Consider the following 12640-nt stretch of genomic DNA (forward strand, 5'->3'; position numbering starts at 1 on the left):
CATCCCCTCTGTTCGCACTTGGACGATGTTACTTGGGTTGCGTTTATTGGGCTTGTGCCTACTGGGCTATGTTTACGTGTGTGCTCAAGCGCTGCCGCCGCACCTCGCCTTGAGTCGCATCAATACATGCATTGGCGCTTCTGATTGGGGCGTCAATGGGGAGGAGGCATTGCAGGATTGTGATATGCGAAGGGCGGAAAAAATTGCCGAGCGCGTTGCGTTCGCGGTTGATAACAGCGTCAACAATCTTGCCGCTTGCGCATCTTGCAGCTAGCGCAGGACCAAAGCGGGAGGCGTGCGAGTGATTGCATCGGATCTTCGCAGCGGCGTCGAACGTCTCGGCGACATGATCGCCGAGGCGAAGACCATCGTACCGTTCACCGGTGCCGGCATCTCGACCGAATGCGGCATCCCCGACTTCCGCTCGCCGGGCGGAATTTGGACGCGCTATCGTCCGATAGAGTTCGGCGAGTTCGTCGCGAGCCGGGACGCGCGTGACGAATCCTGGCGCCGACGCTTCGCGATGGAGGAGACCTTTGCGGCGGCACGGCCCGGCCGCGGCCATCGCGCGCTCGCTTCGCTCTACCGCGCCGGTAAGGTCCCCGCGGTCATCACCCAGAACATCGACAATCTGCACCAGGCCTCGGGCTTCGCCGGCGAGCACGTGATTGAACTGCACGGAAATACTACTTATGCGCGATGTATCGGATGCGGGCAGGCCTATCAGCTCGACTGGGTGAAGCGCCGTTTCATTGAGGATGGCGCCCCCAACTGCACCGTGTGCGACGAGCCGGTGAAGACCGCCACGATCTCGTTCGGCCAGATGATGCCGGAGGAGGAGATGCAGCGCGCAACCACGCTGTCGCGCGCCTGCGACCTCTTCATCGCAATCGGTTCCTCGCTCGTGGTGTGGCCGGCGGCTGGCTTTCCGATGATGGCGAAGAACGCGGGTGCACGTTTGGTGATCATCAATCGCGAGCCGACCGAGCAGGACGACATCGCCGACCTCGTCATCCGCCACGACATCGGCGAAACGCTCGGACCCTTTGTCGGCAATTGAGGCGTTAGTTTGATTCGCCGCTGTGCAAGCTGTTCATAGGTTCCGGCGAATCTCTTTTTTGTCTATGCGTCGCAACCGGGAGTGTTATCTTTTGAGTCGAAAGATTCGCGTCGCGTCGAATTGAGAACATTCTCTTAAGACGCGTGATTCGAGCGCCGCCAATGTGGCGGGTTGCATGGCAGTGTGGGGTCCGGGGTTATGGGGTCGTCGGACGGATTTGAGTCCAAGAAGCTTGGAGTTCCCGGACAGGGCACTTCGCCGGGGCGCATGACGCCGGGCGAGCACGGCAGCGGCCGCGAGAGCGGGCTCAGCCCGTTCACCGGCCTTGGCGAAGCCAGCGCCAATCTCGTCGAAGTCCACGGCGTCATCAAATGGTTCGACGCTTCCAAGGGCTACGGCTTCATCGTTCCCGACAATGGCTGGCCGGACGTGCTGCTGCACGTGACCGTGCTCAGGCGCGACGGCTTCCAGACCGCCTATGAGGGCGCCCGCATCGTCGTCGAGTGCATCCAGCGCGCCAAGGGCTACCAGGCGTTCCGCGTCGTCTCGATGGACGAGTCGACGGCGATCCATCCGGCGCAGATGCTGCCGCCGCGCACCCACGTCACGGTCACCCCGACCAGCGGGCTGGAGCGGGCCCAGGTCAAATGGTTCAACCGGCTGCGCGGCTTCGGCTTCCTGACCTGCGGCGAGGGCACGCCCGACATCTTCGTGCACATGGAGACGCTGCGCCGCTTCGGCATGACCGAATTGCGCCCCGGCCAATATGTGCTGGTTCGCTTCGGGCCCGGCTCCAAGGGCATGATGGCGGCCGAGATCCATCCCGAGACCGGATCGCCTGGACTGCAATCGCACTAGCATCGGCAGGGTCGTCAATTCCCGCAATCGTGAGCAGAGGCGCGCCGGCTGACCGGCGCGCCTCTGGCTTTTCGGGCGGTCGCCGCGTAGGACTGTTCCATTCCCACGCCCTGAGTGCCATCCCATGAAATCTGATCGAAAGGCTGTCTGGTCCGTTGCGAAGGGCTGGCTTGCCGCCATCCTGGTCGTCGCCGGCGTTGTCGTGGCGGGTGGATCCGTCCGCGCCGCGAGCTTCCAGCCACTCGAGATCGTCACCAAGGGCGGCGTGCAGGTGTTCTCGGTAGAGGTGGCAACGACCGAGGAGGAGAAGCAGACCGGCCTGATGTACCGCAAGGAGCTGGCCGACGGCAAAGGCATGCTGTTCGACTTCAATCCCGAGCAGGAAGTGTCGATGTGGATGAAGAATACCTATGTCTCGCTCGACATGATCTTCATCCGCGCCGACGGCCGCATCCTGCGCATTGCCGAGAATACCGAGCCGTTGTCGACCAAGATCATCTCGTCCAAGGGCCCGGCGCGGGCGGTTCTGGAGGTGGTGGCGGGAACGGCGCAGAAATACGGCATCCGCCCCGGCGACCGCGTCGGCCACCCGTTGTTCGGCAGCAAATAGAGCCATCCGTTGAGGGCCTTGCCAGCCTTGCTGGCGCCTCTTAGGACGCTTGCTGGCGCCTTGGGAAGCGTGTATCGACAGGGCTCGCCGGACATTCGGGGTATAGCGCAGCCTGGTAGCGCGGCAGTTTTGGGTACTGCAGGTCGTTGGTTCGAATCCAGCTGCCCCGACCAGTCCCGACGTTGAATCTCCTAAACTTTTCCCCTGCGGTTCTGACGTGATTCTGACACGCGGTTCTTACGCTGTTCCGTCATCGTCGCCGGCGGATTGGGCAGTCTTCAATCTGCAGGGGGCTCAACGACGATCAGCTCGGTTTTGCCAAAATATCTGGCGATGCATCCCGTATTCACCATCACGTCGGCACTCAGCAGCAGAGACGGCGTCCACCGATGCTTCGGCACTGTCACGACCGAAGCGCTGGTGGTCGTAAGAAGCCGGTGCCGCGCGACTGTCTCCCGCCAGTACGGATACAGGCTCGATCCTTCCGCGTAGACCAGGAACGCCGTTTTGCTAAGCAGGAGCAATGCTGCGACAAGAAAAGCCAAGGCGACGGGAAGGCGTCCCGAGCTGAGCGACGAAATGGTCGCGCTCTGCGCAATCATCCGCTCCAGCGAACTCCGGTAGGTTCGGACCAGTAAGGAAGCAGACAGGCCGGAGCCGAAAAGAAGCAGGATCAGCGCTTGGTTTTGCGCCCGTTCAACCAGCCGAATCCCCGTCGAATAATAGTGTACGAAGTATTCGAAGTAGCAACAGGCCAGACAGAGAACGATGATGCCGGGCGCCAGGAAGCGCGCGCGGGGATGAGCGGCCTCGGACCGATCAGGGATTGCGTACGTCAAGGCGGCGACGGCGACCAGCCATGCGATCACCGCGGGTTCGCGCAGGAATTGTCCGAATTGCACCATCCCGAAACGCAGCGCCTCGAGGAGCGAATGCCCGATATGGCCCCTGTCGGCGAACTGCGCCATACGTGCGGTGTTGCCGTTGGCTGCAGCAACGACCACCCAGCCGGCCGTGATGGCAATTGCGATCAGTGCGTGAGCACCGATCTGCATCTTCTGGTCAAGCATGCGACGCGCGACGGTTGAGCCCACGAGAATCGCGACGAGCCATATGCCGGTAAACTCGTTGCACAGAGCTGCAACGAAGCCGCCGGCCGCCATGCAAACGATCGCAGCGGACGAAAACTCCATCTTGCTGTCGAGGGCCCGAAGGCATTCAGCCAAAATCAGGATGCAAACGATCCCGGGGGGCACGTAGCAGGCCACGCCGGGCAGCCAGTAGAGCAGATCACGTACGCTCGTCGAAGCACCCAGCACCGCAGCGGCGAAAACGAGACCAAGGAAAATCGATGGCAGCCCGCGAATGCGCGGCCATGCTCGCGCGACCGCGGCCATGCAGCCGGCGAGGAAAGCAACTGCGCCTGTTGCCATGGTCAGAGAATAGGCGGACAGCAGACTTATGCCTGTCGCTTGCGAGATGGCAGCGGGAACGTCGATGAGGCCATAGGGTACGATCCGACCTCCGACCTCCCCGTAAAAGCCCCGGATCGAGATCAGCCCCTGCTCGACAAATCGGTACGAAAAGCAGAAATCGTCGTGTTGCGGATCTGCAAGGACCGTCAACACAAGGAAGAAGAGCACGAAAAGCGCGGGCGGGAGGGCAGCAAGAACCCAAAGCCACCGAGCTCGATCGTAGTGCCGCCCCATTAAATTTCCCAACGAGTCATAGAAGGAATTTATCAAGAATCGGCGGCAATCGATAGACTAACTCCCGCGGGACGCAAGCGGCATTCCATGGCGTTCCTTATGAAGGTTTCCGCCGTGACGCTCATACGGGAACTGGCAGATTTGGCCGGCGGCAGAAACATGACACGGCAGTTTCTGTGGGGCCACAGCGGCGGATCAGAACAATAGCCAATCGGCCAGGCGCCAGGCGATCCAGGCGAGGGCGCCGATCCAGCCCAGCATGACGATCCCCGCGACGCCAAGTCCGCACATTGCGAACAGCGAGCTTTCGGGCTCCGGCGCCTCCGGGAGTTTCTCGGTCGTATCGATTTGGCTCACAGCTCCCCCTGTCTTGCGGCCCGTTGTTCATTGGTCTCGTCTCGCGCGTCGAAATTCACCGATCGCGCTCCAGCTCACACGGACGTGAGACGAGATCACCTTCCATCCACGGCACGCGCGCCGATCGTTGGCGCGCGCCGGTGCCCCGGACGGATGGGCAAAAGCTGCAACGCGCCGTGCGGCAATTGGTTGCTGCCGTCCGGCGCGGAAAATGCGTGCCGGATCGAACTTTCTCACGCTGCCGGCGCCTGCTTTGCAGGCCCAGCGCGTTGAAGGAGCGGATAGGGCGCGCAACCGCGCTGCGCCACCACGACCACCTATTCCGACGGCACGACCGAGGTCGAGACGCCCGTGAACGCGCAAGGATCGCTCGGTGCCAATGCCACGCGCGCATCCGACAGCACGTCCAGCGCCAGCGCCGCCGTCTAGCTGGGCTCGATCGCCGCAGCGGGCCGCGCAGCGTATGCGCTGAAATGCTTGCTCAGCTCGCGCCTGACCCCGGCCTGAAGCCTTGGCACTCGTTCCCTGCGCAGCCCGACTTCCGCGCGATTTTTCAAGGCATTGGCGCGGGCGGGCCAGCGCACAATTACCAAAGATTCATCGAACCTTTGGCTGTCGCAACAGACATATGGATGTTGGGGATTTCAGCGCCCAATACCTAACGGACGCCGCCAAGCGAAGATTTTCCGCTTGCGCGGCGTTGCGCTTTTCAGGTGTCACGTTCTTCAGAACTGGCCAATCAGCTCGACGCGTGCCAACCGGACGGAAACGGCACGAACGGCCAGACCGTCTGGTTGTCGTTGGCGGCCTTTGGCGGCTCATGAGCTGACGTCCTGACGGCCGGGACGGGCGGCGTCGATCTCACCGCCAAGCGCAGACATGCACACTGCAATTTCATTGTCGTCGTCCCAGTAAGTCTTTTTCAAAAAGTCCAGGTTCTCAAAAAAACGCGACGTCAGTTCAAATTCATCGCGCGTCCCGAAAACGGCGCGCCTGTTCTGAAATCACGCTTGCATTGTAGAAAAAACGGCGCCGGCTTTCAACCAGTCCGGCCACCGGTCCGCGACAGGTAAGGTTGATGGGTTAGGTTAAGGGCGAGCAGTTGTTGCGGCCACTTTGGCGACTGTTATCAGATTGGTGCCGGCTCGCGATGGGCTGCCTGGAATCCGTGCTCACACAAGATCACAGTTCGTCGCGGCGCGCGTATCCTGTGAGTTCTGCGTTATGCCTTTCGATCGCAACTTCAAAACCGTCAGTCCGCAGTCGAGCTGGACCGAAATCTGGCACCTCTGGACCGTGATCGTGCCGCGCCGCTCGATCAATGGGCAGCTCGTTTATGGCAAGGTCTGGCGCCGGCACGACGGCCGCGACTGGATCTACAGGAAATTCACCGAGTTCGACGGCGAAGAGGCGGCCTGAGGCGGCATCGCTGCCGCCGAGCTCACGCGGCCTTCGCCGCCGCGGGCTTGGCCGGCGGTGGCTTCAACGGCTTGTCCTGCCGCTTAGACCACGAGATGTAATAGGCCACCGTCGTCATGATCGCGATGCCGGCGATGCTGACGAAGAGCTGCGCGAACAGCGAGCCCGAGCTCATCGACAGCTCGAAATGGCCGACGAAAGACAGGAACACGCCGACGCAGAACACCGCGAGCGATTGCTGGCCGCATACGATCAGCGGATCGAACACCTTCCACTCCAGGCCCGGCCAGTCTTTCGGCACGAAGCGGATCACAAGGATCACGATCACGACGAAGTGGATGAAGCGGTAGGGCGCAAGGTTGGTCTTGTCGTTTGGGTTGAAGGCCGAGAACAGCCATTGCGGGAACATGCCACCAAAGGTCGGGAAGCGGCCGGCCATGGTCATGACCAGCGCGAACAGGAGATAGCCAAGGCAGAGCCACAGCGTGATCGGCGCGTTGATCAGCGTCATCGAGCGCCGCGCCCCGCCCATCGCGCACCAGGCGCCGAACACGAACAGCACCTGCCAGCAATAGGGGTTGAAGTACCACTGACCGGCCGGATAGGCGGTCAGATTCCAGCCGAAATGGCGCGCGGCGAGCCACAGCACGATCGACAGCACCATCGTCACGTCCGGCTTGCGCAGCATGAACCACAGCACCGGCGGAAACAGTCCCATCAGCACGATGTAGAGCGGCAGCACGTCGAGATTGAGCGGCTTGAAGCGCAGGAACAGGCCCTGCCGCAGCGTCTCGGTGGCGTTGTCGACAAGGCCGGCGACGTTGAACTCGTTGATCATCTCTGAATCGCCGAAGCGGAGCGCCAGATAGCTGATCGAGGCGATGTAGATCACGAACAGGATGATGTGGGCGACGTAGAGCTGCCAGACCCGCTTGGTCAGGCGCGTGGCGCCGACGATGAAGCCGCGGTCCAGCATCATCCGCGCATAGACGAAGGAGGCGGTGTAGCCGGAGATGAAGACGAACAGGTCGGCCGCGTCGGAAAAGCCGTAGTTGCGGGTCGTGATCCAGTTCACGACGTTCTCGGGGATGTGGTCGAGGAAGATCGCCCAGTTGGCGACGCCGCGAAACAGGTCGAGCCTGAGATCGCGACCCTTTTCGGGGAGCGTGGCGTTGATGTTCAGGAAGGCCATGCGACGGGCGCTCTCGGTGGGGACGGATATGCTGATGTCGACGAGGCAGTGCGGCCGGGCGGAATCCCGGCGCGGAAGGCGGGTACGGAATTGTCACGGTGCAGCATAATGACTATACCGTCGGTGAGGGTGACCGGGGAGCCGGAATCACCGATCAGTTCCCGGTCGGTGTCTCTATACTATCCCTGAGGTTTCCACCAACTGCCACCCTGACGCATCGAAATCGAACGAAAAGACGAAAAGGCCCGGACGACCCATGACCGCACGCATTTTCAAGCCCGCCAAGAACGCGATGCAATCCGGCCGGTCCAAGACCCGGGAATGGCAGCTCGACTACGAGCCGGAGCAGCCGCGCGCGGTCGAGCCGCTGATGGGCTGGACATCGTCCGGCGACATGAAGCAGCAGATCACGCTGCGCTTCCACAGCAAGGAAGAGGCGGTCGCCTATTGCGAGCGCAAGGGCATCGCCTACCAGGTGATCGAGCCCCAGGATTCGATCCGCCGGCCGGTTGCCTATGCCGACAATTTCTCGTTCCGGCGCGGCGAGCCCTGGACGCATTGAGGGGCGGGCGGCTTCTCCGACTTCATACGATGTACTCGTCATGCCCGGGCTTGTCCCGGGCATCCATGTTTTGGGCCGCGTGAAAGAGCGTGGATGGCCGGGACATAGGCGAGCGGAAGCGACGCCGTCCTTCAGACGGCTATGCCCGGCCATGACGGTGGGGAGGTATTCCCCCGAACTCGATAGCGCCGCCCCGGGGGGATGGCCCTTGGCAGCAATTCCACCCCATGCTTCGCTGGCACCAGGCATGACAGGCTCAGGGCGAGGTGGGGTATGGCCGGGCGTGACCAACTCGACGGCGTCGATCTGAAGATATTATCCGAGCTGCAGCAGGACGGGCGGGTGCGCAACAACGAGCTGGCGCTGCGCGTCGGCGTGTCCGCGCCCAACTGTCTGCGGCGGCTGAAGTCGCTGTTCAGCCGCGGCGTGATCCGGGCGGTGCGTGCCGTCATCGACGAGCGGCTGCTCGGCTATGAGGTGGTGTCGTTCGTGTCGATCCAGCTCGGCAGCCAGGCGCAGCCGGTGCTGGAGGCGTTCGAGGGCTCGATCGCCGCGATCCCGCGCATCCAGCAGTGCTGGCGCATTTCGGGTGACACGGACTATCTCCTGAAATGCGTCGCGCCGAGCGTCGAGAGCATGCGCCAGCAGCTGCTGCACTTCGCCGCGATGCCTGATGTCAAGAACGTCCGCAGCTTCCCGGTGCTGGGCGTCGCGAAGGACGTGCCGCTGCCGTTGCAGGAGGTCGCGGCGGCGGCAGGATAGGGGGACTCCCTTGCGTGGATCGATCGGGAATCTCACAAAAGCCGAATACTGACACATTAGAAACTCACCTAACTGTGACATGTGATTTGGGAAGTCCTGCCGGACCGCGGCCTCGCGCAGGCCTCAGCGATATCTGCCGCGAAACTCGCGCGGCGAGGCGCCGGTCCAGCTGCGGAAGGCGCGGGAAAAGCTCTTCTCGTTGCGGAAGCCGGCGATCTCCGCGATCCGCTTGATCGGGGTGCGGCCACGCATCAGCTCCTGCTTGGCGAGCTCGAACTTCGCTTCTTCCTTGAGATCGCGGAGCGAGGTCGCTTCCTCGCGCAGGCGCCGGTGCATGGTGCGGGTGGAGAGCGCCAGCTCGCTTGCGACATCCTCGGCGCCGAGACTGCGTCCGCGCGCGTTGCGCAGCACGCGACGGACGCGCTCGACCAGCAGCCGGTCGCGCCGATAGGGCAGCACGGTCAGCCTCAGCGCGCCCTTGAGCATGTTGTCGAGATCGGCCGGGCTGCGCGTGAGCGGCAGCGAAAGATAGTGCTTGTCGAACACGATGCGGGCGCCTTCCGCATCAAAGCTCAAATGCCTGCAGAAGATCGTCGGATAGACCGAGACGTGGCCCGGCTCGGCATAGGGAAACGCGGCCGCACGCAGCGCGATCGCGGAATCGACGGCCCAGCAGGCGAAGCCGAGGACATAGCGGAGCAGGGTGACGAGGCAGAATTCGCGCAAGGGGCCGAGATCGCGCTGCTCGCGAAGGGAGATGGTCGCGGTCTCATCACCAAGCGAGAGCTCGAACAGCACGTCCTCGGTCAGCAGGCGATGATGCCGGCACCAGCGTTTCAGCGCGACTTCGAGATTGGGGGCCGTGATCGAGGCACGGCACAGCATGCCATAGGTTCCCCAAGGCAGCCGGCGCGAGAACCAGCCGAGCGCCTCGTCGTCGAGCTCGCGCATGGCGTGGCCGGCCAGCGCCTCGAACTGGACCGCCGTCACCCGTCCGTCCTGGGATCGAACGAGGTCCCCGGTGACCTGCCCCTTGCCCAATGCGTCGGCCGGATCGCGCCCATAAAGGGCATAAGCGGCAACCACGCCGCGGACGAAGGCGGCTGGGGTCATGGCGCGGCGAGGCGTCGCGGTTGCGGCTTGGAACGGCATGAAAAATCCTCGCCAAACTTGGCGGAAAATGCAACCTTTTCGACCGCCAGGACGCCTGGGCGGGGGTAGGTTCGGACCCGACAAGAATACGGAGGAATCGCCTTGAACATCCCGAGCATCGATTTCGATCTGGGCGAAGACATCAGCATGCTGCGCGACACGCTGCGCGCCTTCGTGGAGGCGGAGATCGCCCCGCGCGCCGCCGAGATCGAGAAGGCTAACCTGTTCCCGGCGGACCTCTGGAAGCGCCTTGGCGACCTCGGCCTGCTCGGCATGACAGCGCCGGAGCAATATGGCGGCTCCAACATGGGCTATCTCTCCCACATCGTCGCCATGGAGGAGATTTCGCGCGGCTCCGCAGCCGTGGGTCTTTCCTACGGCGCCCACTCCAACCTCTGCGTCAACCAGATCCGCCGCAACGGCAACGACGCGCAGCGGCAGCGCTATCTGCCAAAACTGATCTCCGGCGAATATGTCGGCGCGCTCGCGATGTCCGAGCCCGGCGCGGGCTCCGACGTCGTCTCGATGAAGCTGCGCGCCGACAAGCGCGGCGATCGCTACGTGCTCAACGGCTCCAAGATGTGGATCACCAATGGCGGCGACGCCGATGTGCTGGTCGTCTACGCCAAGACCGACCCGGAGGCCGGCCCGCGCGGCATGACCGCCTTCCTGGTCGAGAAAGGCTTCAAGGGATTTACCCACGGCCAGCATCTCGACAAGCTCGGCATGCGCGGCTCCAATACCTATCCGCTGTTCTTTGACGAGTGCGAGGTGCCGGAAGAGAATGTGCTCGGCAAGGTGGGCGAGGGCGTCAAGGTGCTGATGTCCGGCCTCGACTATGAGCGCACGGTGCTGTCGGGTGGCCCGCTCGGGATCATGGCGGCCTGCATGGACGCGGTGGTGCCCTACATGCACGAGCGCAAGCAGTTCGGCCAGCCGATCGGCGACTTCCAGCTGATGCAGGGCAAGCTCGCCGACATGTATGCGACCTGGCAGGCCACGCGCGCCTATGTCTATGCAGTGGGGCGCGCCTGCGACCGCGCCGACCATGCGCGGACCCTGCGCAAGGATGCCGCGGCGGCGATCCTCTATTCCGCCGAGAAGGCGACGTGGATGGCGGGCGAGGCGATCCAGGCGCTCGGCGGCGTCGGCTATACATCCGAATTTCCGGTCGGACGTCTGTGGCGCGACGCCAAGCTCTACGAGATCGGCGCGGGTACATCCGAGGTCCGCCGCATGCTGATCGGCCGCGAGTTGATGGCCGAGACGGCGTAGGTCCGGCGCAATTGGAATCGCCGCGGTCCCATCTGACCGCGGTCTCTCACCAGATCACCAGCAACGCGGGACAACATGCCGCTCCATTCCAGCATCGATCCGTCTTCATCAGATTTTGCGCGCAATTCCGAGGCCATGCGCTCGCTCGTCGCGGACCTGCGCGAAAAGCTCAGCCAGGTTGCCGGCGGTGGCGGCGAGGTTTCGCGCAACCGCCACACCTCGCGTGGCAAGATGCTGGCGCGCGAGCGCGTTGACCTGCTGGTCGACCCCGGGACCTCGTTCCTGGAGCTGTCGCCGCTGGCGGCCTACGGCCTCTATGGCGGCGACGTGCATTCGGCGAGCGTCGTCACCGGGGTGGGGCGCATCTCGGGCCGCGAATGCGTGATTGTCGCCAACGATGCCACCATCAAGGGCGGCACCTATTATCCGATGACCGTGAAGAAGCATCTGCGCGCGCAGGACATCGCGCGGCAGAACAATCTCCCCTGCGTCTACATGGTGGATTCCGGCGGCGCCTTCCTGCCACTCCAGGACGAGATCTTTCCGGACGAGCGCCATTTCGGCCGCATCTTCTACAACCAGGCGCAGATGTCGTCGCAAGGTATCCCGCAGGTCGCGATCGTGATGGGTTCCTGTACCGCCGGCGGCGCCTATGTGCCGGCAATGTCGGACGAGAGCATCATCGTGCGCAACCAGGGCACCATCTTCCTCGGCGGCCCACCGCTGGTGAAGGCGGCGACCGGCGAGGTGGTGACCGCAGAGGAGCTCGGCGGCGCCGACGTGCATTCGCGGCAATCGGGCGTGACCGATCACTACGCCCAGAACGACGCGCATGCGATCGGCATCGCCCGGCGCATCGTCGGCACCCTGAAGCCGTCGAGCCGGCCGAACCTCAACATGCATCCGCCGCGCGATCCGCTGTTCGCAGCCGAGGAGATCTACGGCGTCGTGCCAGTCGATGGCCGCAAGCCGTTCGACGTGCGCGACATCATCGCCCGCGTCGTGGACGGGTCGGAATTCGACGAGTTCAAGAAGCTCTACGGCACGACGCTGGTGTGCGGCTTCGCCCATATCTGGGGTTATCCGGTCGGCATCATCGCCAACAACGGCATCCTGTTCAGCGAGAGCTCGTTGAAGGGCGCGCATTTCATCGAGCTGTGCTGCCAGCGCGGCATTCCCTTGGTGTTCCTGCAGAACATCACCGGCTTCATGGTCGGCAAGAAATACGAGGCCGGCGGCATCGCGCGCGACGGCGCCAAGCTGGTGACGGCGGTCGCGACGGCGTCGGTGCCGAAATTCACCGTGGTGATCGGCGGTTCCTACGGCGCCGGCAATTACGGCATGTGCGGCCGCGCCTACGCGCCGCGCTTCCTGTGGATGTGGCCGAACGCGCGCATCTCGGTGATGGGCGGCGAGCAGGCCTCGATGGTGTTGAGCCAGGTCCGGCGCGACAATATCGAGGCCAGGGGCGATAGCTGGTCGAAGGACGAGGAAGATAAATTCCGCGAGCCGATCCGCGCGCAATATGAGAGCCAGGGGCATCCCTATTACGCGACCGCGCGTCTGTGGGACGACGGCGTGATCGACCCGGCCGACACGCGCCTCGTGCTCGGCCTTGGCCTCTCGGCGGCGTCGAATGCGCCGATCGAGCCGACGAAATTCGGCCTGTTCAGGATGTGATGCG

At 63.4% G+C, this 12640-nt stretch carries 12 protein-coding genes and 1 tRNA gene; 9 read left to right on the top strand and 4 right to left on the bottom strand.

The annotated features are described in order from the left end of the window. Window positions 1–301: 301 nt before the first annotated feature. The 4 genes from A3M7_RS0103585 (at window position 302) to A3M7_RS0103600 (ending at window position 2701) form a co-directional block, all read left to right on the top strand. Window positions 302–1060 carry an NAD-dependent protein deacetylase gene (locus A3M7_RS0103585; protein ID WP_027542688.1) on the top strand — a complete coding sequence of 253 codons (759 nt, stop codon included), beginning with the start codon at window positions 302–304 and terminating at the stop codon, window positions 1058–1060. Between the two features lie 198 nt (window positions 1061–1258). Continuing rightward, a complete protein-coding gene (locus A3M7_RS0103590; protein WP_027542689.1) occupies window positions 1259–1918 on the top strand; it encodes a cold-shock protein in 660 nt (219 codons plus the stop codon). Window positions 1919–2042: 124 nt separating this feature from the next. Then, a complete protein-coding gene (locus A3M7_RS0103595; protein ID WP_027542690.1) occupies window positions 2043–2528 on the top strand; it encodes a DUF192 domain-containing protein in 486 nt (161 codons plus the stop codon). Window positions 2529–2624: 96 nt separating this feature from the next. Next, a tRNA-Pro gene (locus A3M7_RS0103600) sits at window positions 2625–2701 on the top strand. A gap of 105 nt (window positions 2702–2806) precedes the next feature. Here A3M7_RS0103600 and A3M7_RS0103605 read toward each other — a convergent pair. Beyond that, window positions 2807–4237, bottom strand: coding sequence for a hypothetical protein (locus A3M7_RS0103605; RefSeq protein WP_049823189.1), 1431 nt, complete (start codon window positions 4235–4237; stop codon window positions 2807–2809). Between the two features lie 195 nt (window positions 4238–4432). Beyond that, window positions 4433–4594, bottom strand: coding sequence for a hypothetical protein (locus A3M7_RS0103610; RefSeq protein WP_049823190.1), 162 nt, complete (start codon window positions 4592–4594; stop codon window positions 4433–4435). Window positions 4595–5818: 1224 nt separating this feature from the next. Here A3M7_RS0103610 and A3M7_RS0103615 point away from each other — a divergent pair. Next, complete coding sequence (locus tag A3M7_RS0103615) at window positions 5819–6013, top strand: hypothetical protein (protein WP_027542692.1); 195 nt, start codon at window positions 5819–5821, stop codon at window positions 6011–6013. Between the two features lie 22 nt (window positions 6014–6035). Here A3M7_RS0103615 and A3M7_RS0103620 read toward each other — a convergent pair whose 3' ends face one another. After that, window positions 6036–7205, bottom strand: a complete 1170-nt coding sequence (locus A3M7_RS0103620; protein WP_027542693.1) for an OpgC domain-containing protein — start codon at window positions 7203–7205, stop codon at window positions 6036–6038. Between the two features lie 256 nt (window positions 7206–7461). Between A3M7_RS0103620 and A3M7_RS0103625 the strand changes: the two genes are divergently transcribed. Both A3M7_RS0103625 and A3M7_RS0103630 read left to right on the top strand, forming a co-directional pair. Further along, window positions 7462–7767, top strand: a complete 306-nt coding sequence (locus tag A3M7_RS0103625; protein ID WP_027542694.1) for an ETC complex I subunit — start codon at window positions 7462–7464, stop codon at window positions 7765–7767. Between the two features lie 273 nt (window positions 7768–8040). Further along, the gene (locus A3M7_RS0103630) at window positions 8041–8529 is read left to right on the top strand and encodes an Lrp/AsnC family transcriptional regulator (protein ID WP_027542695.1); all 489 of its coding nucleotides are present in this window, start codon (window positions 8041–8043) and stop codon (window positions 8527–8529) included. A gap of 123 nt (window positions 8530–8652) precedes the next feature. Here A3M7_RS0103630 and A3M7_RS0103635 read toward each other — a convergent pair whose 3' ends face one another. Continuing rightward, window positions 8653–9681, bottom strand: a complete 1029-nt coding sequence (locus A3M7_RS0103635; RefSeq protein WP_027542696.1) for an AraC family transcriptional regulator — start codon at window positions 9679–9681, stop codon at window positions 8653–8655. Between the two features lie 102 nt (window positions 9682–9783). Between A3M7_RS0103635 and A3M7_RS0103640 the strand changes: the two genes are divergently transcribed. Both A3M7_RS0103640 and A3M7_RS0103645 read left to right on the top strand, forming a co-directional pair. Continuing rightward, complete coding sequence (locus A3M7_RS0103640; protein WP_027542697.1) at window positions 9784–10956, top strand: isovaleryl-CoA dehydrogenase; 1173 nt, start codon at window positions 9784–9786, stop codon at window positions 10954–10956. A 75-nt stretch (window positions 10957–11031) separates the two neighbouring features. After that, window positions 11032–12636 carry a carboxyl transferase domain-containing protein gene (locus tag A3M7_RS0103645; protein WP_027542698.1) on the top strand — a complete coding sequence of 535 codons (1605 nt, stop codon included), beginning with the start codon at window positions 11032–11034 and terminating at the stop codon, window positions 12634–12636. The last annotated feature ends 4 nt before the right edge of the window (window positions 12637–12640 follow it).

The sequence above is a fragment of the Bradyrhizobium sp. WSM2254 genome, from assembly GCF_000472645.1.
Taxonomy (GTDB): domain Bacteria; phylum Pseudomonadota; class Alphaproteobacteria; order Rhizobiales; family Xanthobacteraceae; genus Bradyrhizobium; species Bradyrhizobium niftali.

Bases quoted from the DNA above. Each gene is read 5' to 3' on its own strand.
- A3M7_RS0103590 (WP_027542689.1), top strand. From the start codon at position 1,259: ATGGGGTCGTCGGACGGATTTGAGTCCAAGAAGCTTGGAGTTCCCGGA.
- A3M7_RS0103595 (WP_027542690.1), top strand. From the start codon at position 2,043: ATGAAATCTGATCGAAAGGCTGTCTGGTCCGTTGCGAAGGGCTGGCTT.
- A3M7_RS0103605 (WP_049823189.1), bottom strand. From the start codon at position 4,237: ATGGGGCGGCACTACGATCGAGCTCGGTGGCTTTGGGTTCTTGCTGCC.
- A3M7_RS0103615 (WP_027542692.1), top strand. From the start codon at position 5,819: ATGCCTTTCGATCGCAACTTCAAAACCGTCAGTCCGCAGTCGAGCTGG.
- A3M7_RS0103620 (WP_027542693.1), bottom strand. From the start codon at position 7,205: ATGGCCTTCCTGAACATCAACGCCACGCTCCCCGAAAAGGGTCGCGAT.
- A3M7_RS0103625 (WP_027542694.1), top strand. From the start codon at position 7,462: ATGACCGCACGCATTTTCAAGCCCGCCAAGAACGCGATGCAATCCGGC.
- A3M7_RS0103630 (WP_027542695.1), top strand. From the start codon at position 8,041: ATGGCCGGGCGTGACCAACTCGACGGCGTCGATCTGAAGATATTATCC.
- A3M7_RS0103635 (WP_027542696.1), bottom strand. From the start codon at position 9,681: ATGCCGTTCCAAGCCGCAACCGCGACGCCTCGCCGCGCCATGACCCCA.
- A3M7_RS0103645 (WP_027542698.1), top strand. From the start codon at position 11,032: ATGCCGCTCCATTCCAGCATCGATCCGTCTTCATCAGATTTTGCGCGC.